Annotated in this window: 28 protein-coding genes; 3 read left to right on the top strand and 25 right to left on the bottom strand. The window is 66.3% G+C overall.

From position 1 onward, the window contains the following. Nucleotides 1-25 precede the first annotated feature (25 nt). Nucleotides 26-850, bottom strand: a complete 825-nt coding sequence (locus tag J7357_RS07520) for a 2-keto-4-pentenoate hydratase (RefSeq protein ID WP_209245627.1) — start codon at nucleotides 848-850, stop codon at nucleotides 26-28. 293 nt (nucleotides 851-1,143) lie between these two features. On the opposite strand from J7357_RS07520, the gene J7357_RS07515 reads away from it, so the two are divergent. Beyond that, the gene (locus J7357_RS07515; RefSeq protein ID WP_244667345.1) at nucleotides 1,144-2,247 is read left to right on the top strand and encodes an alpha/beta hydrolase; all 1,104 of its coding nucleotides are present in this window, start codon (nucleotides 1,144-1,146) and stop codon (nucleotides 2,245-2,247) included. 97 nt (nucleotides 2,248-2,344) lie between these two features. Then, nucleotides 2,345-3,985: a carboxylesterase family protein gene (locus J7357_RS07510; protein ID WP_209245626.1), complete on the top strand. Its 1,641-nt coding sequence runs from the start codon at nucleotides 2,345-2,347 to the stop codon at nucleotides 3,983-3,985. Nucleotides 3,986-4,170: 185 nt separating this feature from the next. Here the strand turns inward: J7357_RS07510 and J7357_RS07505 are convergent, their stop codons facing one another. The 12 genes from J7357_RS07505 to J7357_RS07450 form a co-directional block, all read right to left on the bottom strand. Continuing rightward, a complete protein-coding gene (locus J7357_RS07505) occupies nucleotides 4,171-5,349 on the bottom strand; it encodes a GGDEF domain-containing protein (protein ID WP_209245625.1) in 1,179 nt (392 codons plus the stop codon). Nucleotides 5,350-5,551: 202 nt separating this feature from the next. Then, a complete protein-coding gene (locus J7357_RS07500; RefSeq protein ID WP_209245624.1) occupies nucleotides 5,552-7,099 on the bottom strand; it encodes a PepSY-associated TM helix domain-containing protein in 1,548 nt (515 codons plus the stop codon). Next, on the bottom strand, nucleotides 7,096-7,368 hold the full coding sequence (locus J7357_RS07495) for a hypothetical protein (protein WP_209245623.1): 273 nt from the start codon (nucleotides 7,366-7,368) through the stop codon (nucleotides 7,096-7,098). The genes J7357_RS07500 and J7357_RS07495 overlap by 4 nt, the downstream gene beginning before the upstream one ends. Beyond that, nucleotides 7,358-7,648 (bottom strand): hypothetical protein, encoded by a 291-nt coding sequence (locus J7357_RS07490; protein WP_209245622.1) that lies wholly within the window; start codon nucleotides 7,646-7,648, stop codon nucleotides 7,358-7,360. Before J7357_RS07490 ends, J7357_RS07495 begins: the two co-directional genes overlap by 11 nt. After that, a complete protein-coding gene (locus J7357_RS07485) occupies nucleotides 7,648-9,909 on the bottom strand; it encodes a TonB-dependent receptor (RefSeq protein WP_244667344.1) in 2,262 nt (753 codons plus the stop codon). Before J7357_RS07485 ends, J7357_RS07490 begins: the two co-directional genes overlap by 1 nt. An 859-nt stretch (nucleotides 9,910-10,768) precedes the next feature. After that, nucleotides 10,769-13,147, bottom strand: coding sequence for a TonB-dependent receptor (locus J7357_RS07480; RefSeq protein ID WP_209245621.1), 2,379 nt, complete (start codon nucleotides 13,145-13,147; stop codon nucleotides 10,769-10,771). 477 nt (nucleotides 13,148-13,624) lie between these two features. Beyond that, nucleotides 13,625-14,107, bottom strand: a complete 483-nt coding sequence (locus J7357_RS07475; RefSeq protein WP_209245620.1) for a DUF3828 domain-containing protein — start codon at nucleotides 14,105-14,107, stop codon at nucleotides 13,625-13,627. A gap of 285 nt (nucleotides 14,108-14,392) precedes the next feature. Beyond that, nucleotides 14,393-14,833, bottom strand: coding sequence for a hypothetical protein (locus tag J7357_RS07470; protein WP_209245619.1), 441 nt, complete (start codon nucleotides 14,831-14,833; stop codon nucleotides 14,393-14,395). Nucleotides 14,834-14,951: 118 nt separating this feature from the next. Continuing rightward, the gene (locus J7357_RS07465; RefSeq protein ID WP_209245618.1) at nucleotides 14,952-15,344 is read right to left on the bottom strand and encodes a hypothetical protein; all 393 of its coding nucleotides are present in this window, start codon (nucleotides 15,342-15,344) and stop codon (nucleotides 14,952-14,954) included. A gap of 669 nt (nucleotides 15,345-16,013) precedes the next feature. Continuing rightward, nucleotides 16,014-16,478 (bottom strand): hypothetical protein, encoded by a 465-nt coding sequence (locus tag J7357_RS07460; protein WP_244667343.1) that lies wholly within the window; start codon nucleotides 16,476-16,478, stop codon nucleotides 16,014-16,016. Nucleotides 16,479-16,526: 48 nt separating this feature from the next. Continuing rightward, entirely contained in the window at nucleotides 16,527-16,808 is a 282-nt protein-coding gene (locus J7357_RS07455) for a hypothetical protein (protein ID WP_209245617.1), read from the bottom strand. A 100-nt stretch (nucleotides 16,809-16,908) separates the two neighbouring features. After that, nucleotides 16,909-17,343 (bottom strand): immunity 26/phosphotriesterase HocA family protein, encoded by a 435-nt coding sequence (locus tag J7357_RS07450; RefSeq protein WP_244667342.1) that lies wholly within the window; start codon nucleotides 17,341-17,343, stop codon nucleotides 16,909-16,911. A 254-nt stretch (nucleotides 17,344-17,597) separates the two neighbouring features. On the opposite strand from J7357_RS07450, the gene J7357_RS07445 reads away from it, so the two are divergent. Continuing rightward, nucleotides 17,598-18,275, top strand: coding sequence for a hypothetical protein (locus J7357_RS07445; RefSeq protein ID WP_209245616.1), 678 nt, complete (start codon nucleotides 17,598-17,600; stop codon nucleotides 18,273-18,275). A gap of 336 nt (nucleotides 18,276-18,611) precedes the next feature. Here J7357_RS07445 and J7357_RS07440 read toward each other — a convergent pair whose 3' ends face one another. The 12 genes from J7357_RS07440 to J7357_RS07385 form a co-directional block, all read right to left on the bottom strand. Then, nucleotides 18,612-19,070 carry a T6SS immunity protein Tdi1 domain-containing protein gene (locus J7357_RS07440; RefSeq protein ID WP_244667341.1) on the bottom strand — a complete coding sequence of 153 codons (459 nt, stop codon included), beginning with the start codon at nucleotides 19,068-19,070 and terminating at the stop codon, nucleotides 18,612-18,614. A gap of 70 nt (nucleotides 19,071-19,140) precedes the next feature. Then, nucleotides 19,141-19,404 (bottom strand): hypothetical protein, encoded by a 264-nt coding sequence (locus tag J7357_RS07435; RefSeq protein WP_209245615.1) that lies wholly within the window; start codon nucleotides 19,402-19,404, stop codon nucleotides 19,141-19,143. Between the two features lie 51 nt (nucleotides 19,405-19,455). Then, a complete protein-coding gene (locus tag J7357_RS07430; protein WP_209245614.1) occupies nucleotides 19,456-19,902 on the bottom strand; it encodes a hypothetical protein in 447 nt (148 codons plus the stop codon). 200 nt (nucleotides 19,903-20,102) lie between these two features. Next, entirely contained in the window at nucleotides 20,103-20,459 is a 357-nt protein-coding gene (locus J7357_RS07425) for a hypothetical protein (RefSeq protein ID WP_209245613.1), read from the bottom strand. Nucleotides 20,460-20,527: 68 nt separating this feature from the next. Further along, on the bottom strand, nucleotides 20,528-20,926 hold the full coding sequence (locus tag J7357_RS07420) for an Imm10 family immunity protein (protein WP_209245612.1): 399 nt from the start codon (nucleotides 20,924-20,926) through the stop codon (nucleotides 20,528-20,530). A gap of 99 nt (nucleotides 20,927-21,025) precedes the next feature. Beyond that, complete coding sequence (locus tag J7357_RS07415; protein ID WP_209245611.1) at nucleotides 21,026-21,508, bottom strand: hypothetical protein; 483 nt, start codon at nucleotides 21,506-21,508, stop codon at nucleotides 21,026-21,028. A gap of 131 nt (nucleotides 21,509-21,639) precedes the next feature. Then, the gene (locus J7357_RS07410) at nucleotides 21,640-22,035 is read right to left on the bottom strand and encodes a hypothetical protein (RefSeq protein ID WP_209245610.1); all 396 of its coding nucleotides are present in this window, start codon (nucleotides 22,033-22,035) and stop codon (nucleotides 21,640-21,642) included. A gap of 127 nt (nucleotides 22,036-22,162) precedes the next feature. After that, the gene (locus tag J7357_RS07405) at nucleotides 22,163-22,624 is read right to left on the bottom strand and encodes a hypothetical protein (RefSeq protein ID WP_209245609.1); all 462 of its coding nucleotides are present in this window, start codon (nucleotides 22,622-22,624) and stop codon (nucleotides 22,163-22,165) included. Nucleotides 22,625-22,708: 84 nt separating this feature from the next. After that, complete coding sequence (locus J7357_RS07400) at nucleotides 22,709-23,050, bottom strand: hypothetical protein (protein WP_209245608.1); 342 nt, start codon at nucleotides 23,048-23,050, stop codon at nucleotides 22,709-22,711. A gap of 17 nt (nucleotides 23,051-23,067) precedes the next feature. Continuing rightward, entirely contained in the window at nucleotides 23,068-23,364 is a 297-nt protein-coding gene (locus J7357_RS07395) for a hypothetical protein (protein ID WP_148828251.1), read from the bottom strand. Nucleotides 23,365-23,539: 175 nt separating this feature from the next. Then, on the bottom strand, nucleotides 23,540-24,235 hold the full coding sequence (locus tag J7357_RS07390) for a DUF1963 domain-containing protein (protein WP_343237399.1): 696 nt from the start codon (nucleotides 24,233-24,235) through the stop codon (nucleotides 23,540-23,542). Nucleotides 24,236-24,373: 138 nt separating this feature from the next. Next, nucleotides 24,374-25,813, bottom strand: coding sequence for a hypothetical protein (locus J7357_RS07385; RefSeq protein WP_209245607.1), 1,440 nt, complete (start codon nucleotides 25,811-25,813; stop codon nucleotides 24,374-24,376). Nucleotides 25,814-25,856 lie beyond the last annotated feature (43 nt).

Below are 25,856 nucleotides of genomic sequence, written 5' to 3'. Positions count from 1 at the left end.
CCGCGCGTCGTGGTCAGCGAGCAGCCTAGGCTGCGACCGCCCTGCAATGCAGTTCGCCGTAGCCATCGAAGCGGATCGTCGCCTGCTGGCCGATGGCGATGTCGTGGATGCCGGTGGCGTTGCCGGTGGCGATCAGTTCGCCGCGGCGCAGCGGCCGCCCGCGCCGGGCCGAGCGCGCCAGCGCGAACGCGAACGCCGCGCGCAGCCCGCCCGGCAGCAGCGTGGCGCCGCCGGTGCCCACGCACTGGCCCTCGATCCAGGTCTCGGCGCGCAGCGCGGTCTCGTCCAGCGCGGTCCAGTCCGGCACCTGCGGCCCCAGCAGCAGGCCGTTGTTGTTGCCGAAATCGGAGATCACCACACGCGGCCCCAGTTGGTTGATCGTGGCCAGCGGGCTGCTCGCCACCTCGACCCCGACGAACAGCGTCGCCGGCACCTGCGCGGCCTGCTCCGCGGTCCAGTGCACCTGGTCGGCCGGCACGTCGGCGTCCAGGCGCAGCACGTACTCGGCCTCGACCGCGCCGAAGCCGCCGTCGAACACCGGGATGTCGGTTGTTCCACCGGTAGCATTCCACAGCGCAGCGGCAAAGATCGGGCCGAGCAGGCGCTCGTCCCCGGAGTGGTCGCGACGCTCGGGGGCGATGTAGCCGACCTTCCAGCCGACCACGCGGTCCGGCCATTGCGCGATCGCCAGGTCCTGCACGCGGTAGGCGGTCTCCAGATCGTCGGGGATGACACCGGGGAAATCGGGCAATGCGCGGCCCTGGCGACGGGCCTGGACGAAGCGGGCCGCGATGTCGGCCAACGCGGGCGGTGGCGTCTGCGACGGGCCGGAAGGAAGGCTCAAGGGCATCTCCGCAAGGAATGTGGGGGATCGGAATTGCTGCGCCGCGCATCGACAGCGCGTTGCGCCGTTGTATATGGTAAACCGGTGTCATTGGCAATGTGCGGTGCGGCAAAAGGGCTGGGAATCGGGAATCGGGAATCGGGAATCGGGAAAGGCAAAGGCAATAGCAACAGCAACAGCAACAGCAACAGCAACAGCGATACAGCGTCATGCGTTGGCGCAGGCGGCGCGCACACTGGGGCCATCGTGCCCTCGGCCACGCGCCGCGGGTTTCTTCCATCCACGACGAGATCTCGATGATGTCGGCCCGACTCCTCTCCATACACCTGCGCCCCACCGAACCGCTGTCGTCGCCCTGCGGCAGGCGCCGGTCCCGCCCTGGCATCGCCCTGCTGGCGGCGCTGTGCCTATTGCTGGGCGCCCTCCGCCCTACGGCAGCGGCCGAGCGCCCGGCCAGCGAGAGCGCCGCCGAACTGGCGACGCGGCTGCCGCTGTGGTCCGGTCCGGCGCCGGGGTCGACGCCCGGACCCGAGCAAGCGCATCTGGTCGAGCGCAGCGACGATCCGGCCCTGCCCGATCGCGCGCTCAGCGGCCGCTACCAGCCCTACATGGTGGTGTACCGGCCGAAGCACCCGAACGGCAGCGCGCTGCTGGTGACGCCTGGCGGCGGCTACGCGCGCGTGGTGCTGGACAAGGAAGGCACGGATTTGGTGCCGATCTTCGCCGAACAGGGCGGCATCACCCTGTTCGTGCTGCGCTATCGGTTGCCCGATGCAGCCGTCGACGGCGTCACGGCGCGCGACCAGCCGCTGGCCGATGCGCAGCGCGCGCTGCGCCTGATCCGCGCGCATGCTGCCGACTACGGGGTGGACCCGCAGCGCATCGGCGCGATCGGCTTCTCCGCCGGCGGCCACGTCGCCGCCAGCCTCGGCACCCGCTACGACGACGTGGTGTATCCGGCGCGCGATGCGATCGACCAGGTCAGCGCGCGCCCGGACTTCCTGTTGCTGCTGTACCCGGTCATCGACATGGGCAGCGGCACCGCGGCGCACACCGGCTCGCGGCTGCGGCTGCTCGGCCGCCACCCGGACGCGGCGACCATGGCCGCCTACTCGCTGCAGAACCGCGTGCACGCCGGCATGCCGCCCACCTTCCTGGCGCAGGCGCAGGACGACCCGGTGGTGTCGGTGGAGAACAGCCTGCTGTTCTATCAGGCGCTGCGCCAGGCGGGCATACCGGCCGAGCTGCACCTGTTCGCGCACGGCGGCCATGGCTTCGGTGTCCGCGGCATCGCCGGCCTGCCGCTGGCGGCATGGCCGCAACTGGCGCTGAGCTGGATGCGCAACGTGCAGGACGATCCGCGCGCCCGCGCACCGATCCCGCCGCCGGCGGGGGGAAAGTGAACCACATGGCCTGCGCGCCGTTGGCTGCCCGGCCAGGCGATCGCGCCGCCACGCCGCACACGCGTCCCCGATCGCCACATCAGGAGTCCGTCCACGCATGACCGCCCGCCCTCGTCTGCCCGCCCCGCATCCCACCGCGCCCGACGACCAGGGCCGGCGCCGCTTCCTGCGCGACGGCGCACTCGGCGCGCTGGCCGTCAGTGGCGTGCTGCCCGGCCTCGCGTGCGCATCGGCGCCGACGCCAGCGGCACCACTGGCACGCACCCGCAGCGGCCGCATCCGCGGCCTGCGCGAGCAGGGCGTGTGCGTGTTCAAGGGCATTCCCTACGGCGCCGACACCGCGTCGCGACGTTTCCAGCCGGCGCTGCAGGAACGGCCCTGGCACGGCGTGCGCGACTGCAGCGCCTACGGCGCATCGGCACCGCAGCGCGGGTCCGAGCCGGTCAGCGAGGACTGTCTGTTCCTCAACGTCTGGACGCCCGGCCTGCGCGACGGCGCGAAGCGCCCGATCCTGTTCTACATCCACGGCGGCGCCTACAACAACGGCTCCGGCAGCGACCCGTTGTACGACGGCGTGCGCCTGTGCCAGCGCGGCGACGTGGTGGTGGTCAGCGTCAATCATCGCCTCAACGCCTTCGGCTATCTGTACCTGGCGCCGTTCTGGGGCGAGGCCTATGCCGCCTCCGGCAACGTCGGCCAGCTCGACCTGGTGCAGGCGCTGCAGTGGGTGCGCGCGCATGCGGCCGAGTTCGGCGGCGACGCCGGCAACGTCACCGTGTTCGGCCAGTCCGGCGGCGGCGCCAAGATCGCCACGCTGATGGCGATGCCGGCCGCGCAGGGCCTGTTCCACCGCGCCTGGACCATGAGCGGGCAGCAGGTCACCGCCGCCGGGCCGCGGGCCGCCAGCCAGCGCGCGCAGTTGCTGCTGCAAGCCCTGCAGTTGGAACCATCGCAACTGGACGCGCTGCGCACGCTGCCGCTGCAACGCGTGCTCGACGCCACCCGCATCCGCGATCCATCGCGCGCGGAGGACACCGCGCTGTACCTGGGCCCGGTGCTGGATGCGCAGGTGCTGCACCGCCATCCGTTCTGGCCGGACGCGCCGCCGCAGTCGGCGCGCATCCCGATGGTGATCGGCAACACCCACGACGAGACCCGCGCCTTCCTCGGCCACGATCCGGCCAACTTCGCGCTGACCTGGGACACGCTGCCGGGCAAGCTGGCGCAGGAGCAGTTCGTGGACCTGTCGCCGCAGGTGGTGATCGCCGAGTACCGGCGGCTGTATCCGCACTACACGCCGAGCGAGGTGTTCTTCGCCGCCACCACCGCCGGACGCTCCTGGCGCGGTGCGGTGGAGGAAGCCGAGGCGCGTGCGCGGCAGGGCGCGCCGACCTGGGTCTATCAACTGGACTGGGGCTCGCCGCTGGACGGCGGCAAGTTCGGCGCCTTCCACACCCTGGACATCCCGCTGGTGTTCGACAACATCCGCCAACCCGGATCGCGCACCGGCGATGGCGCCGATGCGCAACGCATGGCCGATGCGATGAGCACAGCGCTGCTGGCCTTCGCCCGCCACGGCGATCCCAACCACGCCGGCCTGCCGCGCTGGGCACCGTATTCGCTGGCGCAGCGCGAAACAATGCTGTTCGATACCGACAGCCGCCTGGCGCACGACCCGCGTGGTGGCGAACGCCGGCTCTACGCGCAGGTGCCGTTCGTGCAGCGGGGGACGTTCTGAGGCGGTGCCAACCGATCACCGCGCGCGGCGCGCGTGGCCGTGACGAAACACGTGTGCGCGCCTGTCGAAAGCAGAGGCCCGCTTCCCGGGTCGGTTGGTGTGCCGCGTCGGGACTGAAGTCCCTCCCACAATGGCTACCACGGCGGCGGCGTCAGTCGCGAGGGCTGGTGCGCCGGATCACCGCGCTACCAACCGGTGTCCTCGGCCAGCACCACGCGGTTGCCGACGGCGCGCGCGGCGTCCAGCAAGGCCTCGGCGCGCTGCATCAGCGTGGCCGGCGTGTCCTCGGGCGTGGCCAGCAGCGCACCCACGCTGACCGTGAGCGCCTGCGCGTCCGCCGTGTCCTGCGCGATCGCCATCACCTCGACCATGTCGCGCAGCGCTGGCGCCACCTGGCGCAGGTGCGCGCCGCTGGCGTCGTACAGCACCAGCGCGAAGCGGTCGGCGCCGATGCGCATGGCCACGTCCAACGGTCGCAGCAGGCACTGCATGGCCTCGGCCACCTCCAGCACCGCGCGGTCGCCGGCGCCGGCACCGGCGCGCTGCACCAGCGCAGCGAAGCCGTCCAGTTCGACCAGGATCAGCGCCAGGCCGCGCTGCAGGCGCCCGCGCTCGGCCAGGGCCACCGCCAGGTGCTCCTCGAAGCGGCGGCGATCGCCCAGGCCGGTGAGCGCGTCGCGCAAGGCCCCGTCGTCGCGCACGCGGCGCTGCAGGAACCCTTCGCGGCGCGAGTGTTCGCGCAGGTAGCCACCGACCGCGCCGACCGGCACCGCCGTCCACAGCAGCCACTGCAGGCGCAGGTAGGCGTCCCGTGCCGCGCCGTCCAGCAGCAGGTGGCCGGCGGCAGCGCTGATCGCACACAGCAGCAGCGCCACCGCCACGCTCTGCCACAGGGCCAGGCCCAGCGGAAAGAACCCGGCCACCAGCACCAGGGTCATCACCGCGGCCGCGTAGCGCAGCTCCTGCGGCGGGTAGCCGATGCTCGACAGCACCAGCCCGGTACCGCCGACCAGCAGCAGCAGCGCGGCGCGGCCGGGGCCGTGCGTGTCGGCGCGGTGGATCGCCGCCGCCACCCACAGCAACGCCAGCAGGGTCGCCGCGCGCACCGCGATCGCATAGCCCAACAGGCCGCCGCCGCCGCGCCAGCCGAAATGCACCGCATCCCAGCCCAGCAGCAGCAGCGCGATCAACACGCCCAGCGAGGCCGCCACGCGCTGCGCGAAGCCCAGCGTGGTGGCGGTGTAATGGCGGTACGCCCGTTCCAGCGGAGGATCGAAACGCAGCGCGGCGAATCCCTTGCGCAGTTGCGCCGCGTAGGCCTCGCCCGGCGGCGTGTCGTGTGGCTCCTGGTAACGCTCGTGCATGCAGTCCCCTGTCGACGGCAGCGCGGCGCGAAGTGCGGAGCGTGTCACATCAGGTCGTGGAACCCGACTCCATTTCGTGCGGACGCTGCGGTGCCCACGTCGAGACCATGAAAAAGCACCGGCGCGCGATTGTCCACTTTCAGGGCGATCGATCGCGTGACAGCGGCACCCTACTGCGCCGCATGGCGCGGCATGCGGCGCCTCAGCGCGGCGGCGGGAACGCCCACACGCTGTGCGGATCGCCGCCCTGCCCACGACGGTACGCCGCGCGCGCCATCTGCCAGTAGGCCCAGGCCAATACCAGCGCGCAGGCATCGATCGCCAGCAGCGTGCCGCTGCTCCACGGCGCCACCCAACCGGCGGCGCCGCGCAAGCCGGCCAGCGGCACCAGCGCGGTCAGCACCGCGCAGGCGAGCAGCAGTTCGTAGGCGCCGCGGGCGGTCGGCCGCAACAGTGCCCAGGCCACGCCGAGCGCGAACACCGCGTAGTACGCGCCGCGCTCCATCCCCGGCGGCAGCAGGCGCGCGGCCACGAACAACGCCGACACCCCGGCCACGCAGCCCAGGCACACGCCGGTGGTCAACCGCGCCATCACGTGGGTGCGCAGCGGCTGCGCGTGCTGGCGACGTTTGCGCCGCGCTTCCACCCACAGCAGGTTGCCGCTGTAGAACAGGAACGCGCCGCCGAGGCCGAGCAGGAAGTACAGCCACTGCAGCGGCCAGCGCCCGTAGTTGCCGAAGTGCAGGGTCTGCAGGCCGCGCAGCGCGGCCACGCCCGGCGACATGGTCTGCGGCGACAGCACCCGCAGCACCTTGCCGTCGGCCGCGCGCAACGCCACGCCGCCGAGGGTGTTGAGCCGGCGCTGGTCCTGGTGGCCGTAGAGCTCCACCTGCGCGTTGGCGTCGCCGGCATCGTGGAAGGACAGGCTCTCCGGCACGAAGCCGGGATTGGCCGCGCGCGCGCGCGCCACCAGCTCGGCCACCGGCAGCATCGGCGCAGGCACGTGCGCGGGCTGCACGTGCGGGGCCAGTTCGAAGTCCGGCTGCAGCACCTGCATCAGCTTGCCGTCGAACACCAGATACTGGAACGGCGCCAGCAGCAGCACGCCCAGGGTCAGCACCGCGCCGGACCAGGCGAAGATCACGTGGAACGGCAGCGACAGCATGCCGATGGCGTTGTGCGCGTCCTGCCACAGGCGCTTGACGTTGCGGCCGCGGCGCAGCGCGAACAGGTCCTTGAGCAGCACCGGCGCATACAGCACCACGCCGCTGACCAGGGCCAGCCCGTACAGCAGGCAGACCACGCCGAACAGGTAGGTGCCGAAGGTGCGCGGCAGCCCGGCGGTGAAATGCAGGTCGTACAGGAAATCGACGAAGCCGCTGCGCTGCGGCAGTTGCAGCGGTTGCCCATCGGCGCCGGGCTGGAACTGCACCATGCCGCCGAAGGCCTGTTGTGCGGCCGGCCCGAACGCATACAGCTGCGGCAACGCGCGGCCTTCGCCGGGCAGCATCAGGATGTAGGACTCGGCCAGCGCCGGATGCCGCGCCAGCACCGCATCGGCCAGCGCCTGCGCGGCCTGTTCCGGCGGCAGCGCCGGGGCGTGCACCGCCGACGGCCGCGGCCACTGCTCCAGATCGTGGGTGAACACGTTGATCGCCCCGGCGTAGAAGGCGATGAACAAGGCCATGCCGGCGAGCAGGCCCATCCAGCTGTGCGCCGACAGGAACTGGCGCAGGGTCGCGGCCTTCATGGGGTCACCTGCACGAGATGGCTTGCCTTGAGCAGGAACAGTGCCACGTAGCACAGCACGGTCGCACCGCCCAGCCACAGCCACGCGCGTGCGCCGCTGCGGAACACGAAGGCCAGCGACATGGCGCCGACCCACATCGGGAACACCAGCAACAGCCACGGCAGCGTGTGCACCTGCAGTTGGCCAGGCCACAGCAGCACGCACAGCCCGATGACGCCCACCGCCAGCGGCAGGCCCAGCACGATCGCCGCCAGCCACCTAGCCCACATCGCCAGCCCCTTGGTGCAATTGCCGCCACGCATCCAGGTACGGCAAGGCCACCGCCGCCAACATCGTCGCGCTCAACGCGGCGAAGACGCCGGCCCACACGCCCAGCGCGGCGATCGCCGCGCCCAGCGCCGCCACGCACAGCAGCGTGCCGGCCACGCGCAGCGCGCGCGCGTGCCGGCGCCAGGCCGGACGCAGCCGCTGGTGCGCGGTGGCCAGGTAGAACGCCAGCGCCGCCAGCGCGGCGGCCAGCAGATAGCCGGCGGTGGCAAAGGCGAGCATCACCAGCGTGCCTCGAAACCGATGCCGACCACGCGCGGCGCGCCCAGGATCGCGACCGGCTCGGTGGCCCAGCGGTACTGCACGTAGTCGCGGTCGAGCAGGTTGTTGGCGAAGATCCACGCGCTCCAGTCCAGGTTCTCGTAGCCGAACTTGGCGTTGACCACGGTGCGCGAGGCCAGTTGCACGGCGCCGGCACCGATGTCGGTGTACACGCGGTCGCGGAAGCTGGCGTTGAGATTGGCCAGCCAGCCCCCGGCGAAGCGCCAGTTGGCGCCCAGCGCCGCGGTCCAGTGCGGCGCGTAGGCGAACTCTCGGCCGGCGTAGTCGATCACCGAGGCGCCGGCGATGGTGGCGAAGCTGTCGTAGCGGGTGCGCGCATAGCCCAGCGAGCCGTACCAGTCGAAGGCCTCGTTGGGGCGGTGGCTGGCCTCCAGCTCGGCGCCGTACAGATGCGCGCGGCCGGCGTTGACGGTGTTGAAGTCGAAGCTGTTGAGGCCGAAGTAGGCGGTGGTCTGCTTGTCCTTCCAGTCGATGTAATAGGCGTTGGCGTTGAGCGTCAGGCGCCGGTCCAGCCACTGCGAGCGCAGCGCAGCCTCGTAGTTCCAGGTGTATTCCGGGTCGTAGGGGAAGGCCTGGCTGCGCGCGGAGTTGAAGCTGGAGCCGCCGGAGCGGTAGCCGCGCTGTACCACCAGGCTGGCCGACAGGTCCGGGTTCCAGTCGTAGCGCACGCCGAGCTTGGGCAGCAGCGCGTCGAAGTCGCGCGTGTTCCAGGCCACCTCGCCGTTGGCCGAGCGCACGATGCCGGCCACGCCCTGGTTGATCGCGACGATGGCCCGGTACAAGGCGGTGCCGCTGGCGGCGAAGGCGGCCGGGTCGGGATAGCGGCCGGCGAACGCGGCGGTGGTGTCGGAGGCCATGGCGTAGCGCTGGCGGTCGTAGCGCAGCCCGCCGAGCAGCGAGAATCCGCGGCCGACCTGCCATTGGCCGTCGGCGAACAGCGCGCGGTTGCTGGAGCGGGTCGGGCTGGCGCTGACGTAGTCGACCGGAATCACCGGCAGCGCCTGCGCGTAGCGGGTGGCGATCGCGGTAGCGGTGGCGGTGGGGAAGCCGGCGCTGCGCAGCAGGCCGGCGATGGTGGTGGTCGGCGTGGCGACGTTATTCAGCAGTTGCGCGTCGTTGTCTTCCACGTGCCGCGCCCAATACGCGCCGAGCAGGCCCTGCACCGCGGTGCCGGCGTAGTGCAGGCGCAGCTCCTGCGAGGCGGTGGTGTCGTCGAGCTGGCGCCGCGCGTAGCCGGCATTGTCCGGGCCATGGTCCATGTCCCACATGCTGGACGAGGTGACCTTGTTCCAGGCACTGACCGAGGACAGCGACCAGGCGTCGGAGAGCGCGTAGTCGGCCTGCAGGGTGACGATGTCGCTGTCGCTGCGCGTGCGGTCCGGGGTGTTGTTGGTGGTGTAGCGGTGCGCGACATAGTCGGGCAGGTCGGTGCGCACGTAGCTGTACATGTACGGGCCGGTGCGATGCGAGCGGGTGTAGCCCAGTTGCACCTTCAGCCCGGCGATCGCCGACGGCGTCCACAGCAGCTTGCCGCGGTAGATCGCCGAGACCTGCGCGTCGTCGGCGGCCTGGCGGGTGAGGTTCCAGGTGTAGCCGTCGAAGCTGCGCTGCTCCACCGAAGCCCGGAACGCCAGTTCGTCGGCGACGATCGGGCCGCCGACGGCACCGGCCACGCTGCGGTCGGACGGATCGGAGGCCAGCACCCGCAGCTTGCCCTGCCAGTCCATGGTCGGCTCCGCGGTGCGCAGGACGATCGCGCCGGCCAGCGCGTTCTCGCCCTGCAGGGTGGACTGGGGGCCGCGCAGGACTTCCACCTGCTGCAGGTCCCACAGGCTCAGCGGCGCCCAGCTGATCGCCTTCCATGGCAGGGCGGCGCCGTCGAGGTAGATGGTGGCCAGCGGCGCATCGCTGCCGCCGTCGATGTTGCGGATGCCGCGGATGCTGAAGCCGGCATCGCCGTAGGTCTGGGCCATGTTGGCGGTGCGGTTGAACACCTCGTAGGCGTTCTGCAGGTTCTCCTGCTCGATGCGCGCTTCGGTGGTGACGGCGACCGAGCTGGTGGTGTCCTGCACGCTGCGGCCGCTTTTCTCGCCGGTGACGACGATCTGGTCGAGGGTGGTGGGATCGGGGGGAGGCGCGGCCTCACCGCCTGCGGCGCGCGTTGTGGGCGCCCAGCCCAGCAGGATGGAGACGACAGACAAGGACAACACCGATCGCGCGACGCGCATGCACCACTCCCCCCGAAAGACGCACGGATGAAGGCATGGCGGCGGCTGTGCCCGGCTGCCGGACCCGGCAGCGCTGGGCGCGGACTTTAGCAGAGCGGGGGCGGGGGCGCTATGGGATTTGGGATGGGTGGCGGGTTTGCTCGAGGGGCTAGGTGGTCGTAGGAGCGGCTTCAGCCGCGACGGGCGTTCCCGGTAAAGCCCGTCGCGGCTGAAGCCGCTCCTACGGGTGGGCATCGCCAACGTATGCGTCACGCGCAGACACGTGTTGTGGGAGGGACTTCAGTCCCGACGCCGTGACCGGCGGCTGCCGCAATGCGGGAGCCATCGTCCCAGGGGCATAGCGAGGCTGGCGCGTCGCGCGTCGCGGCTGAGGCCGCTCCTACGGTTAACTCCATTTGATACATCAGTTAGAAGCAAAGGCTTTCGCCCTTGCGGGCGAGTTACTTTTCTTTGCTTGTGCAAAGAAAAGTAACCAAAAGAAAGCACACCCTGCCTTCGCGCCCTCCGCGCTGCGCGCTCCAGGTCCGCGTCCATCACGGGGATCCGCGGAAGGGGCATCCTGCCCCTGCCGCGGACGGCGTACATCCATGTACGCCGCCCTTCGGGTGTTTCCCCGCGATGGCCGCCGCTTCGGAAGGGAACCCGGTAGATCAAAAGCAACAGCCAAAGCCGCAAGCGAAGAGCAAAGAGCAAAGAGCAAAGAGCAAAAAGGCTATGGCTACAGCTACCGGCTATTCACTTCTACGAAAACGCAAACGGGCGGGAGGACTGTCGCCCTCCCGCCCGCTGTTGCCGGCAGGTGCTGCCGACGTGGTGCTACCACGTACTGCGATCAGTGCCAGTGCAGGTTGAAGGAGACGCCGACGATGCGGGGTTCGTTGTACACGGCCGCCATGTAGTTCTCGATCACGCCCTTGAGGTTCTTCTCGTTGGTGATGTTGCGGGCGAACGCCGCCACTTCCCAGGCGCCGTAGTCGCCGGTGTAGCCCAGCTTGAGGCCGCCTTCGAAGTTGCCGTTAGATGTGAACTCGGTGGAGTCGTACAGCACGAAGCTGGTGTAGCCCTGCTTGTTCCAGTCGGTGGCGACGAAGAAGGCGCCGCCGTCGTTGACCGGGATGTCGTAGCGCGCGGCCAGGTTGACGTTGTACTTGGGCGCGTTCGGCAGCGGGTTGCCGTCGATCTGGGCGAAAGTGTTGTTGCCGATGCGGATGGTCGGATCCTTCACCGTGCACACCACCACGCCGTTCAGGCCGCACACCTGCGCGTACACGCGCTTGTCCTGGATCTCGCTGTGCAGCAGGCTCAGGCCGGCGGTCAGGGACAGGTTGGGGATCGGGCGCCAGTCCAGGTCCGCTTCCATGCCGTAGGCCTTGGCCTTGTCGGCGTTGAACAGCACGCCGTTGCCGTTGGAGTCGTTGCCGTTGAGCTGGATGTCGTCGACGGTGTAGGTGAAGCCGGTGACGTTCAGGCGCAGGCGGTTGTCGAACAGGTTGCTCTTGATGCCGGCTTCCCACGACAGGATGGTTTCCGAGTCGGCGGTGGTGAAGTCGGAGTTGAACACCGCCGAACGGCCCTGGATGGTCGGGCCACGGAAGCCGCGGGCGACCTTCGCGTACACGTTGACGTTCGGGTTGATCTCATACATCGCGCTCAGGTCCCAGCTCGGCTGGGTGTCGGCCAGGCGCACGTCGCGGCGGCCCTTGTAGGTGACCACGCCGGCCGCGGTGTCGGCGGTCTTGAGCAGCTTGGTCTCCTTGCTGTCGCGGGTCTGGCGCACGCCGGCGGTCAGGGTCAGTGCGTCGGTGACCTTGTAGGTCAGCTGGCCGAAGCCGGCCCAGGAGGTGTTGCTGTTGTGCAGGCGCACCCAGTTGTTGGGATTGCGCGCGGCGGTCTGCAGGAAATAGGCGCGCTGGTAGAAATCGGTGGTGTCCTTGCCGTCGAAGTAGAACGCACCGGCCTGCCACTGCAGCGGGGCATCGCCTTCGCTGGCCAGGCGCAATTCCTGGGTGTACTGGTCCAGGTCGCGCACCTGGCCCATCGACTGGCCGTAGCCGTTGGGCACGCCGTTGACCGGGAAGTTGGCCGCGGCGCCGCCGTCGGTGTCGCCGCGGCTGTAGCCGGAGGTGGTCTCGTAGGCGCTGATCGAGGTCAGCGACACGCCGCCGAAGTCGTAGATCGCCTTCAGCGAGGCGCCGTGGGTCTTGTACGCCTGCGGGTTGTCGTGGGCCTCGTCGTAGGCCACCTGGTCGCGCGGCACGTCGACCTTGTTCGAGCCCTTGTGCAGGGCGCCGCGCAGGAATAGCGTGGAGGTGCCGTCGTAGTCGCGGGTGTGGAACGAACCGAGCAAAGAGAAGTTCTCGCTCGGCTTCAGCAGCAGTTGCAGGCGCGCGTTGCGGTCGTCGTAGCCGCCCATCGCGTCCTTCTTCGGGGTGACCGTGCCGTCGGCGCTGGGGCCGGTGTAGGTGTTGTCCACCCAGTCGTCGCGGTGCTGATACAGGGTGGACACGCGGAACGACAGCACGTCGTTGATCGGGCCGCCGATGCCGCCGTCGACCGAGACGGTGTTGTAGCTACCATAGCTGGCGGTGACCCGGCCGGTGTAGTCGTCGCTGGGCTTGATGCTGTCGAACTTGACGATGCCGGCGGTGGTGTTGCGGCCGAACAGCGAGCCCTGCGGGCCGCGCAGCACTTCCACCTGGTCCACGTCGTAGACCGGGTTGGACTTCAGCACCACGTGCTCCAGCACCACGTCGTCCTGGATGATCGACACCGGCTGCGAGGCGCCGAGGTAGAAGTCGATGTTGCCCAGGCCGCGGATGTAGAAGCGCGGGAAGATGCGACCGGTGGTGGTCTCGGCATAGAAGCTGGGCACACGGCCGGACAGCGCCAGCAGCGTGTCGTCGCCGCCGGCGGTGAAGTCGCGCATGGCCTCGCCCTGCACCACGCCCACCGACACCGGCACCTCCTGCAGGTTCTGCTCGCGGTGCTCAGCGGTGACGATGATGGTATCCAGCGAGGTGGCCGCATCGCCATTGCCGGCGGCATTGGCCGGACGGATCTGGCTGCCGGCCAGCGTCGGCGCGCTGTCCTGCGCGGCGGCCGCGGCGGCGACCGAGGCCAGCACCAGGGCGGCGCAGGCCTGCGCCAGGCGGGTACGGGCCGGCGCGGCGCGCGCGGTCAGCGGCCGCGAGGAGAGAGAGGAGAGCAGCATGTCGGATCCTTGTGAGCGCGCAGAATCGAGTCCGTTCGGCTTGCGCAGCAGCCCGCGACGGCATGCGCCATACGGTGGCGCAGCGCGGCACGATATGTCGTCTGTGTTGCACCGCCATTGCAATGACGGCGCGGCGGCCACGGCGTAACGACGCGTGACCGCCCGACGTCGCGCAATGTCCGTGTCGTGGACATGTACGGGCCTGCGCACGCCGCGCGGTCGCGCGAACGGGTCCATGGGTCACCGCATGCTGCAGACACCAAGCACACGGTTGATCTGCGCGACGCAAACGCGTTGCCTACGTGGTGACACAGGCCTGCAGGATGGACCAAAGCCGGCCTGCCGCTTGCCGGCGGCGTCATCTCGATCGAGGCCCGACGACGTTGCGGGTGCACCTAGCCGAACAGCCGCGCGGCAGGCTGCGCAACAACGCGGCACGGCTGCCGGGTTCGTTCGTCGCGCCTTACGCTGGCGACATCACTGCGTGCACGGCTGCGCGGCGAATGCGGCCAAGCGCTGGGTGAGCGTTCCTTCCTGCCACGCGATGTCGAGGATCACCCAGCGATCGTCCTGGCGGCCGAGCACCACCGTGTCCGTCCATTGCTGGTCATCGACGGCCAGACGGGCGCGCACCTGCGCGGTGTCGCCGGTGACCTGGGTGGTCGTCGAGACCAGCGCAGTGGGCTGGTCCGGCCACAGGAAGAACGGGCTCTGGTCGAGCATGTGCGGCTTGACGTCTGCGGGTACCAGTTTGGCGCAGGCCGCCTCGTAGGCGCGCTGCGCCTCCAGCGCCGCGAACAAGTCCCGCCCCAGCAGCTGCCGGACCTGCGCAACGTCCCCGTCGGCGTACTGGGGCGCGATCGCCCAGCTATAGAACGTCTGGACCGTGCGCGCCGGCGACTCGCCCGCGATGGCGGCGAACGCGCTCAGCCACAGGCTCATCGCACACAGAAAACGCATTGCCTTCATGGATCGCCGACACCTTGAGCCGCCAGGTGCGGCATGGCGATCCTCAACGAGGCGCTGCGCGCCGTCAATGCGCGCTCCCCCGTGCGCGCCAGCAGCCGGCGTGGACGCAGTAACCAGGTGGGACTGGGTAGCGATCTCACCGAGCCTCCACCCGCGTAGGAGCGGCTTCAGCCGCGACGGGCTTTCCCGGGAAAGCCCGTCGCGGCTGAAGCCGCTCCTACAAGGCCACGACACATGCCGCTGAGTCGAAGCGAAAGCGCGTACCAGGGCGGTCCTTCAGTCGCTGTCCACCCCAAGCACACTCAGGCGCAGCGGCGGTGCATCTGGACCGGCCGGCGCATGCGCCAGTCTTCCGGTCACCCGCACCACCTGGCCGCTTCCTTCCTCGCGAAGATGCGCCGCCTGGTCCGCGGTGACCGCCAGCCGCAGCTGGCGCACCTGCTCGTGCCGCGGCTGGCGCCCGTCCGCCGACGCCGCCACGCACAACGGCTGCGGCAGGATCAGCACCTCTTCCTGGGTCGCTGCCGCAGTGGCGTCGGCATGCGCGTGGGCATGCGGCGCGGTGGGCGCCGCGGACGCGGTGGGCGACGGCGCCAGGGTGCCGGACAGGGTGACCTGGGTAGGCCCGTACGGCAGGCAGTGCTTGGGCGCCGCCATCAGCGCGGGCGCAATGCCGATCAGCAGCAGCGGAAACAGCGACAGGGTTCGACTCGGCATCGGGGCACGCGGACGTAGACGGGCCTGCGAGCATACCCAAGCACGATGGCAGGCGTGCTGCAGCCGGGCATCCACCGTCGCGCACCGTGCTGCGCCGCCATCGAGGCGGCGGAGGCCGTCAGGGTTCGCGCTCAACCACCACGTCGGTGAACCGCGGTTCGGCGGCGATCAGCGCAAGCAACCGCGCAAAGCACGGATCGTCGTCGTGCATCGCATGGCGGCCGAGCAGGCGCTCCCAGAACGAGCGCTCCTTCTCGATCTGCAACATCCAGGTGTGGTTGCCGTCGACCTCTTCCTCGGCGTAGGCGCCGACCAGGTAGGTGCGCCCCTGGCATTCGGCTTCGGACGCCCATCCCCAGTCTTCCGGGTCCGGCTCGGACAGCACCATGCTGTCGCCGACGCGGACGCGCAGCCAGTCCAGCAGCGAGCTGCCGCGGATCGGATTGATCGGATTCTCCGGCTCGGCGCTCACCTCGAGCAGGCGGGAGCGGAAGTGGATGACGGGATGCATGCGGCAGCTTGACTCTCGAACGATCAGGGGGTGGACACGCGCATCGGCGCGGCTGCGTCATGGCGAGCAGGCGCGGATGGGCGGTCCCGGAGGGTAACGCACGCACGGCCGGCCAGGTGGACAGCGGTGCGGCACGTCATGCAACCCGGTGGCGGCCGGCACAGCGGCCTGCGGCACATGGGCGTCTCTCGCAGCGCCCGACCACCGGGGCCGGACACCGTGATGCAGCGACCGGCCGGATCCATTGCAGCACGGGCGCATGACAACTCATCGCATCTGTCGTAGACAGGCACGCGCACCCACATACGCCCAGATGCCGATTGCGACGGCAAGCCAGACGCTGGCGACCTTGCTGCAGGCCGAGGCGAAGGCCAGGTACGGAAACGAGTCGCCAGGAGGACCACGCTGCAACGACGCTGTGCCCCCGCGTTGCCAGAACGTCAGCCACGCCTCGACACCGCACCACAGCGGCAGCACCCACCGGCGGACAGCAGCGCGATCGCGAGGGCGAGCAGGCGCTGCTTCATCGCACACCGCCAAGCGCCGACGTCGCCACGCGGCAAGCAGCGTGGCCGTGCGACGGATCCGCAAGCCGATTGAGCAGCCACAGGGCGATCGACCGTCGCGGCAGCCCTGCAGCCGTCATGGCGACGCAGCGGCGGCACAGCCTCACGGTGTTTGCCCCGGCGCCGGCTCCAGATCCGGCTCGAAAGGCCGATCGGGCAGACGCTGCCCGCACCACGGACAGAACTGCACACAGATCGCGTCGTTGATATACCAGGTCGGATCCTCGCCGCGGAACAACTCGAACCCGATCCACACCACCCTGTCCGGCTTGGTCACAGCGGCGAACATGCTGCTGCAGCAGTAGCGAGCGATTCGCTTGCGCCACACCACACGCTCCGGGAACTGCGCGTCCATCCAGGCGGTTCTCCAGGCCTGGCACGCCGTGCACTGCGCCAGATGCGACAGTGCCGCAAAGGTCGGTGGGTCCGGGAAATGTTCCTCCTCCACCTCGATCATGCACTCCAACGCCATCTCCAGTTCCGGGCGTTCGCCGATCTGGTCGCGCAGCGCCGACAGCGTGTGTCGCGTGGTAAAGCAGGTGGCAGAGTGAGGCATGAGGAGGTGCAATCCGTTGCAGTCGATGTCCAGGAAGCGTAACGCGGTGTGGCTTCCGGGTTAAGCGCCCGCCGCCTGCCAAAGCGCATAGCCCAACAGCCCAAAGCCCACCAGCGCGAACCCGCCCCAGAAGGCCGCCGTGTCGGCCGAGACCACGCGCGGGGCCAGATAGGCACTGCGCTTGCTTGATTTCCTGCGCTGCTTGCTGCTCCACGGTTCGACGCTGTAGTAGCCGAACGAGAACGCCGGCACCACGATCATGCCGACGACGTAGCACAGGCCGTACAGAACGATCTCCAATAGCGGGCGCAGGACGATCTCGGTCAACAGGCTCGCGGGCATGGTGTCAGCTGATCCAGACAGAGTGATGTACGGCGCCGGCCACGCGCCTGCGTTGGGCCTGCCTGCGATGCTCGCCGAGCGGCCGGTGGCCGTCAACGGCTCACTGGCTGCCGCTGAGCATCCGGTGCACCAGCTCGAATCCAAGCACCGACATCGCCGGATAGCGGGCGTACTCGTCCACCACCAGCATCCGCAAGAAGGTATCGCCTTCGTGCAGCTCCCCGGCGATGTGGAAGGTGAGCAAATCCCTGATGTCGCTGGGCAGCGGCGCGTAGCCGATGATCTGCCAGTCGCCGCGCTTGAGCTTCTGGGTGCCGGTGAACAGCAACCGGATGTCCTGGTCGCCATCGCGCACCGGCAGCGGCTGTCCCGGCGACGGGCCAAGTACCGGCGTGGATGCATGCCGTTCCAGCACGCAGAAGCCGACCACCTGGCGATAGTCGCCCTGCGGCGCCCACAGCATCTGGCATAGCGCATACGTTCCCGTGTCCAACGGGATCGCAAAGACATTGCCGGTCCGGTACTTCACTGCCATTCCACTACCCTCTTGGGTCTGAAAGCTGGATCGCCGCAACGGGGATCCCTGCAACGTGCCTGATGGCATCTACATACAGGCCGAGGCGTTTTTCCGCGTCGGCGACCCCACACCACGCATGACTTGCGGCTGGACCACTGCACACCGTGGCGGCAGTGCCTGGCAGGCGCCACGACGCCCTCGCCTGCCGGCTCGCTCGCCACCGGTTCACCCCCGTTGGCCCACACTGTCGGCCCATCTTTGGAGCGACTGTGATGCACAAGACCTGGCTGCTCGCCTTGTTGGCGATTCCCGCACTGGCCCACGCGGCGCCGGACGAGGACACGGCGATGTGCCGCAACGGCGGCTTCCCCATGAGCACGGCCGGGTTCTCGCTCGCCAAGGTCGCAGTGCCGCGCCTGTACCTGCTCAACGACGACGAGGGCTGCCCGGCCAAGGGCGAGACCGCGTGCCGGCAGCGCGCCTATGTGGTCAAGGACGACACGGTGATCCTGGCGCAGCGCCGTGGCGGCTTCGTCTGCGCGTTCTACCCCAACAAGGTCGGCGGCAGCGCCGGCTGGGTGGCGGCGTCCAGCGTGCAGCCACTGCCGGCGACGGCCGCACCGAAGCCGCAGGCCTGGGTCGGTCAGTGGCACGACGGCGACAACGGCCTGCAATTGATCGCCAACGGCGACGGCACCCTCACCGCCAACGGCGATGCCTACTGGCCCAGCGCCAACCCGAGCCCCGAAGTCCGGCCGGGCGGCCCGAACATTGGCGCCGTCACCGCACGGGGGTTTCCGGAAGGCAACCGGCTGGAGCTGAGCGAGGACGACTGCAAGGTCCGCCTGCAACTAGTCGGCGACATGCTGGTGGTCTCGGACAACCTGCAGTGCGGCGGCGCCAATGTGAGCTTCAATGGTGTGTACCGGCGCAAGGCCGCAAAGCACTGAGGCGAGCGTCTGCGGCGTTCGCGTTGCATTTGACTCGGGCGGCGAGGCCGTGCCGCCCGGGTTGTTGAAAGCGTGCCTTCAGATGCCCGGCCATAGCCCAATCAAGCGACTCCGCCAGGCGTCGCTGCCCAGGAACGCAGAGACCACATGGACACTGGCGCCGATCGCAAGCAGCACGCACGCGCCCGACCGTACCGGCGACGCAGGGTCAACGCCCACGCACAGCGCGGCAACACCAAGTAGCGCGCCGGCGAGCACACACAACACACGTGTCGATCGACGACTTGCGCGCGCCATTCCCATCAGTCATGCCTTGCGAAATCGCTCGGGTTCACGTCACAAGCCCACGCTTTGCGCGACGAGATCCGCGAACACCCATACATCGCCCTTGTCGTACGTCTCGGGCGCTTCCGTGCCGCCCAGCGTCGGATACGGCTGCGGGATGTAGATCTGCCCGGGCTTCAACGGGCCAAGACGCGCCGCGATCGCCCGCACGTGGTCGCCGTGCAACACGTACGCCTCGAAGCCCGGATCGCGCAGGATGGCCGCCTCGAACGCCGCGGTGGACACGTGCGCGCCATACGACTTGCCGGCAGCCTTGAACGGATGCAGCACCGCGTAATCCTGGCTGGCCGGATCATGCAGAAAGAAGTGACCGAGACTCGAGTAGCCGACCACGACGGTATACGCCGGGAACGCGTCCGCCCACGGACCGAGGACCTCGTGCGATTCCGGCGCGATCAAGTTGTACAGCGGGACGTTCGTCGCGTCAGCGTGTTCTTTACTCTGGCTCATTGGATATCTTGCCGCGATGGCGCGCCAGGATACCAAGCCACGTGCATCCGCCTGCTGTCGGCGTGTTCACCTAGGCCTTGGCGATGGCGCCATAACACTTGGCCGATCCATCCAGGAAGAACTGTACGTCGCGCGCCTCGCACCAAGCTTCCAGCTCGGCCTTGAACACCGACCACAGGTCGCGTGCCCATTCGGGTGCACTTTGCGCCCAGGCATGCTCGGTGGGCACGTAGACCGTCGGCACGCCCATCGGGAAGTCCAGCACGAACGCGCCACCCGGCCCGCTGCAGACGAGTTCTTCCTTCCAGCGGGGTTGGAATTGGAATGTGGTCATGCGTCCGTTAGCGGCAGATGGATGCGATTTCGCACGAATAACGCATTGTGCCTATCTTCCGCCATGCTCAAGCAGCAATTGCAGGATGACCGGGGAAGCCATGCCGCGTGCAATCCCCGTTGGGGTCACCGACTCTCCTTCCGGAAGATTGGGATCCGCCCCATATTTCAGTAGCAAGCGAACGAGGTCGGCGTTCCCGCTCCTTACTGCCAGTGCAAGTGGAGAGCTGAACTCGCCTGGAAGGCGAACGCACTCCGTGATCTGCGCATAGCCACGGCCGTTTGGGTCTGCGCCTCCTTCAAGCAAGAGCTCTACTCCTGTCCAATCCTCGAACGCCACGGCCCTGTTGAGGAAGTGATATTCGTACGCGGCTTTGCAGCGATCTTTCGCGAAGAGATCTTTGGCCTCGACGGCGGGTGGCAGCACGCTGAGCGCCAACACGGCGAGTAGGGAGACCCTTTTCATGTCGCAAGTTGCCTCTTTTGCGTCGATCCGCACGAATTGTCGTTGGTTTGAATAAATTCCAGTCTATAGGACGGACCCACATGACTCCAATCAATACTCTTCACTACGGCTTCTCCAAACGACCGCCCAGTGCGCACAGGCCGCCAACAGGTTCCTGGTTCAGTAGAGGCGCCAGTCCCAGCCTTCAGCTCAGCGGCACAGCGCTGGTTGACGACCAGGCGGTCGCGGAGGGCTCACCACGCCCCGCAACTTAGTTTGCCCTTGTACGTCTTGCCACGCACAGTCAACGTCGTGTCCGGCCCTGCTCCCCTTAGTCTGAAGCTCGGTGGAAGCGAGGGATCGCCTGGATTGGTGTAGGTCAGGTCGATCCTGCTAGCGCTCTGATCCAACGCAACGACTTTGTAGGAACCTTGCGGAAGACTGCGTGGCCCATTCTTGTCTTGAATGAGGATCCCACCAATCTTGTCGTAGCCGAGAAATTCCAGATTCGGCACTGGTGTGCCGGGTGGCGCATAGAACGCACACATCGTGCTGCTGGCTTCGGCTGAGAACGCGGCCAGGAAAAGTGCAGTGACAAGGACAAGTCGCATCTAGCCCACCTTTGCCATTAATCCCGAACGATCAAGTCCGCGAGCGGATATGAGTCGGATACGACACTTTAAGCATCGGTCACCAAGAGGCAACCGCTTCCCGCGAATATGCCCCGAAGGGTAGCCTGCAATGCCAGGTACTCCGGCGATGTCAACTGGAACACGATCGTGAGAAGCCCCAAGCCAGCCAGTGCCATCGGCGAATCTGGGACGAATTTGATCCGCGCTTGGCCAGGGCTGAGCAGAAACTGGGAGACGCCGCCATAGCCGGAGGTATCCTGGCCGCACCATTCGACTTGATAAGTGTCCATCCTCAACGCCACGTCCTGCTCGTCGAACGAGAATGCGCGCCGGAGCAGGAGATAGGTCGTGGTATCGAACGCTTGGTCGGCGAAGCCGACCAGATGGCACTCCCACTCTGGGTGTTCTACAGCGATGCTTCTCGCTTGAAGTACGAATGACGACATGCCGATGCTTGCTCCTCATTCGCCATATTCCAGAGATTAGAAGAAGGGGCAGAGCGAACTCCCAAGAAAGCGCTCTCTGACCCGTATTTTCCGCATAGGCTATTCAGCACGGTTGAAGCGGTTCATCGTGATCGCCGGCTCGCCGTTGATGTTCAACCAGACCACGGTTTCGGTCATCGTCTTGCCGTCAGGGGCGACGGTGTAAGTACGCGTCGTGCGTGGCATTCCCTTCAAGTAGAACGCCGCGACCATCACGTTCGGCGCCGGCAGCCATACGGCCGTGGTGTCGACCGTCGGGTAGCCTTTGCTTGGGGCTGCGGTTCCGTCGAGCGGATAAATGGCGACGGCATGGATGTCATGCCCATCACCACCGACGATGTCGGCATTCGTCTGCCACTTGCCCTTGCCCACATCGCTGTAGGTGAGCGAGGCGCCCTTCGGCCGCTGCGCGGGCGGCACCGGCATGCTCGCAACATCGAGCACCCATTTGCCGAGCAAGGGCGACTTGGAAGATTGGGCAAGCAAGGGCACGCTACCGGCCAGGCCCACGATCAGCAGCAGTACGGCGAGATGATTCTTCATATTGTCTCTCCAGCGCCTGAGGCGCATTGTTGCATAACCTTGTCGTAGCGATTCTCAAGTCATCGGACACGAGAAATTTCGAGATGACACGAATCATCGCTGCATCCGATTTCTTTCCCGCGTAGGAAAGGCTAGCGCCACGCCGAGTAAGTCGTCACATGGGTGCGTTCGAGCCTTCCCTCCGCGTCCGTGTCCATCTCGATCACGTAGCCCGACTTTCGGAGCAGCGATTCTTCGGTGGCGATGACGCATCGCCGCCGCCGGGGCGCCGTTTCCTGGCAGGCATCGAAGAAGTAGTCACTCGAACCTGCGACAGTCGATCCTGCAAGATGGCGGTCAAGGCCACGTTGCAGCTGCTCCGCGTCATAGGTCCGATAGGGACGGTCAGACGGCAAGCCGGACGCGGCGTACACCAGCTGCCATGGCGTCTCGCAGGCACACGGCATCGGCGAATAGCCGACGAGCATGAAGCCGGCGACACACGCCACGATGGTCGCGGCTCCCAGGGCCTGGATACGTCGATGCATTCTGTGGCGTTCCTAGATCGGTTCGCGATGGAGTGGGAGTTGCCTTGCCTTGCCGAACAGAACTCAATAAAAGGGAACCAGCGTGCGTCAACGGTTCAGTTGACCGCTTCAGAGACATCTCATTGCATCAGCACGTCTTGCCAAGCGTCACCAACAGGTGCACTGCCCTGTCAGGGGGCGCATCATCCTGCGGTCGCGCAATCGGACTGCTGGTGCCGGCGGCGACGATGGTCTTGATCTGACAGGCGGGAATGCCCTGCTCCAGCAGATAGTCATAAACCAGTTCGGCGCGACGTGCCGACAACATCATGCACGATGCAGGGCTGCACTCCGTTGCGTTCGCCCTCCCCATCAAGTCATAAGCGACGTTCGGATACTCCTTCATGATTGAGACATTCACCTGTAGATTCTCGAGTTGAGGTCCACTCGCGTTATCCATCGAGTCCTCAAGGTTCTCCCCTACAAGCGGATGTCCTTGTTTGAAGTAGACCGTTCGCCAATCAAGCGACATCGACTGTGCCGGAACTGCCACCAGCACGGCGGCGAAGAGCGTCAAGATCTTCAGCGCGGTAAAGCGGATTGTTTGCATCTGTCATTCCCTGATTGAACCGCTGCGTGAAGCGATCGGCTTCGCGACTCAGCACCTTTGGTACGGCGAGCTAGTCGCCACGCTTCACCCCGAGCGCATGTCGCCGAGTACGGTGCGTTCTCCACGTTTCCTGCGCATCCATCGATAGACCAGATGGGCCGAACCGTTGAGGAGCACCCAGCACAACGCCGGAAGCCAGGCACTGTCGGCGACACGCAAGACCGCCTGCATTCCCTGCGATGTGACCGAGTCCGGTCCCAATCCATCCCGCAGGAACCAGTCGACGCAAAGCAGACAGAGGAAGGCCGTGGTCGACGTAAACAGGAGCAGCCACAACGCCAGGCGGGATGGGAAGACGACCGCCACGACGAAGGCCGCTCCGGCGCGCGCAATCAGCGCCAGGAATCCGATGACAAATGCCTGCATGACATGCCTTGCGCCGCTCACCACTTCCCAAAGTAGGACGAGATGTCGAAGTAGACCTCGCGCTCCTCGCCGGAGGGCAGCACGATCGTGATGAGGTCCATGGCCGACGGCTCGAACAACAGCGACTGCGATTTGATGCGCGCGCCGGGGTAGTGCTGATCGAGCCATGTGCGTTGCGCGGCGATGCCCGCGCCTTCGCTATGCGCCGCAGACAGATCGACGGGACGGTCCGGCGATGCGCCATCCCCATGTGCGACGGCGGGCCGCGGCGACGGCGCGGAGTGACATGCCACAAGGCCCGCCAGCAGGATCAACGACAGCAGTCCACACTTCATATCACACCCCCTAATGTGGTCGACCAGACAGCTGGATCAGAGTAGACCTGTCGGCGCACCGCGCACAATAGCGCGCAGTCTGGCTAGGATTTCGATTGATGCATCAGTCGATCAACTGCGCACCTGGTCCCGCAGCCTTCTCCGCCGGGCGTTGCTAGTAGCACTGCCACGCAAGCGCCCACTCGTCTTCTTTTCCTGGTGCTGTTCCGCGGCCGAAGTAGCCGACGCCGCCGTCGCCCCACATCCAGCGGCCCTTGTCCGTGGAGTCGATCTGGAAGACGAACCCGGGCGATGCGGGATGGCGTTTGAAGGGCGCCCAGAAGATCTCGGCCTGGATCAGCGTCGGCCATCCTCCCAGTTTGAAACCATCCAGGTTACGGAAGAGATCGTGGTAGTGCGCTTCGATATCTGCTGGCAGATCCATCGGCGCATCCTCCCAGCACGGGTAGTCGTCATGAAAGACATGCGGCCGCATCGGAAATGCGCTGATTGGCGAATCGGTGTGCCGTGGCGTCAGCGGGATCAGTCCATCGAGCCGCTTGTACGCCCGCAGACACCACCCTTGTCCGTTGGGCGTATCGACCGGGAGCGTATCGGGACCGATGAACACCGCAATGAATGCGATATCCGCGAGGCGGGACGGACGCAGCGGCAATTCGCTGACGTTGATCTGACACAGCGCATGCATCGGCCGTCCCGCCGTCTCCGGCCATGCCTCGCCAAGCGCACAGACGTTCACACGACCGAACCAACTCGCCAGGGGATCGTCGGGCGGCCGGAATCCCCCAATCTCCAGGATGACACCCGAGCGGGCGAGTTGGGCTTTGAGGTCGTCAGCTGTCGTCGTCACGTGTGCGTCTTCCGCGCCTCATCCAGACCGGGCCATGTTTAGTGGCTTTGCGTTCAATAGAACAGGGATCGAGACCAAGGTCAGATTACACTTTCTAAGTGTTGAGTACGGATAAAGTGCACTCTGACCCCTGTTTCTCTAGCGATCCGCCAAGCCGTAGTTTATTGCATATTCCTTGAGCTTCTCCAGAACGTAGATTGCAATCTTGTTTTGATTAGATTCGCCAGTTGCCTTGTGATGAAATTCAAGCGCAACAAGACCGCGGCCTCCGGTGTAGGTTGCGTCAGTTTGCAACCCTTTGACTAAAGAGTTCTCAAATTCCAGTCCGGGTGCTGTTGCGCCAGAGTCGAGTGCCAATGACATAACGGCTTCATTAATGCTCCTGTGCCGACTTTCGGAAACCGCTTGAATTTTGTCAAATGACTGATACGTCTCGGCGCTCACGCTCGAACCATACTCCCGGTTGTCTAAAGCCTCGTTGCCGAGGTACTTATATAGCTCGGAAGATCCCATAACCCGCTTAGCATTGCCCTTATCAGCACGAACGCCAGAGGTCAGATCTTTTAGATCCTGCTCTCCATACTGAGCTATTGCATGAACAAGACAGCTAGCGGAAATGGACGCAAGCTGTGCATTAAAGAGTGCTATTACGTGGGGCAGGGCGGATTTGAGGTGCGTGGATCGGTTCTGCCACCACTCCGACACATTCGAGCGCCGCGTGTACATGAGTAAGCGAGATGCTTCTATATAATAACTGTCTGCCCTGCGTAGGGACCTACATATTTCTCGAATGTTTGGTGCGCCAGAAGATATTGTGATGACAAGTGTCGGGAATGTTATTCCGAAAGTACCTACATCAAAACGCTGAGTGATCAGAGACTGCAGCGCATCTAAAAATGTACCAACACTTTGATTTTCAGCGATTAACGTATCTACCTCAGTTATCGAGATAGCGGCGTCATCTAGACGCCAATTTGCTACCTGGAGTATTTTCTCTAGCACCGAAGAGAACTGAGATTCTTCAGGTCCAATCAGTTGATGCATGGGCGATATGCCGAATGCACTGTTGCCACCGACCTTTCTTAGAATTTCAATGAGTCTTTGGGCAAATTCTGGGTCCGTTACTGGCCAAAGTATTACCAGATCAGGTCGCTGTCGTAGTACCGCATTTAGTGACCCTAAGAATGTTTGATACTGCGCCTGATCGAAATAAGGCGACTCCCTTCCATCGAAGTTTAGTATCGTTATTTTGTTCTTCTTCGGAATTTTGGCGATGTATCCTGGTATTTGCTCAACTGCGAGTTCGTGCTGCTCCGGGATGCGTTCTACATGATCGACCTTGTCCGCGAGGAAGATCTCGAGCCCGTGCACGAAAGTACTTTTTCCTGAACCGCTAGGCGCGCTAATGAAAGCAACTTTTCCTTGCTGCGCGCTTTCCGCGGATGCGATTAGCCGTTTTGCAAACTCGATATCTGGAGCCGACTTAATAAACGTAGTCTTAGCCTTTTGGCCAAATACATTCGTTAATGGCTCGTATCTTGTTGGGAGAGAGCGAATCGACAGCGGAGTTGAAGACATGGAACCGCCTACTGGTTGGTTATGAGCGCTAACACTTGAATTA

The organism is Xanthomonas sp. D-109 (genome assembly GCF_017746095.1).
GTDB classification, from domain to species: Bacteria; Pseudomonadota; Gammaproteobacteria; order Xanthomonadales; family Xanthomonadaceae; genus Xanthomonas_A; species Xanthomonas_A sacchari.
The sequence above is the reverse complement of the archived record's forward strand: the minus strand, read 5'-3'. Positions and strand labels throughout refer to the sequence as shown.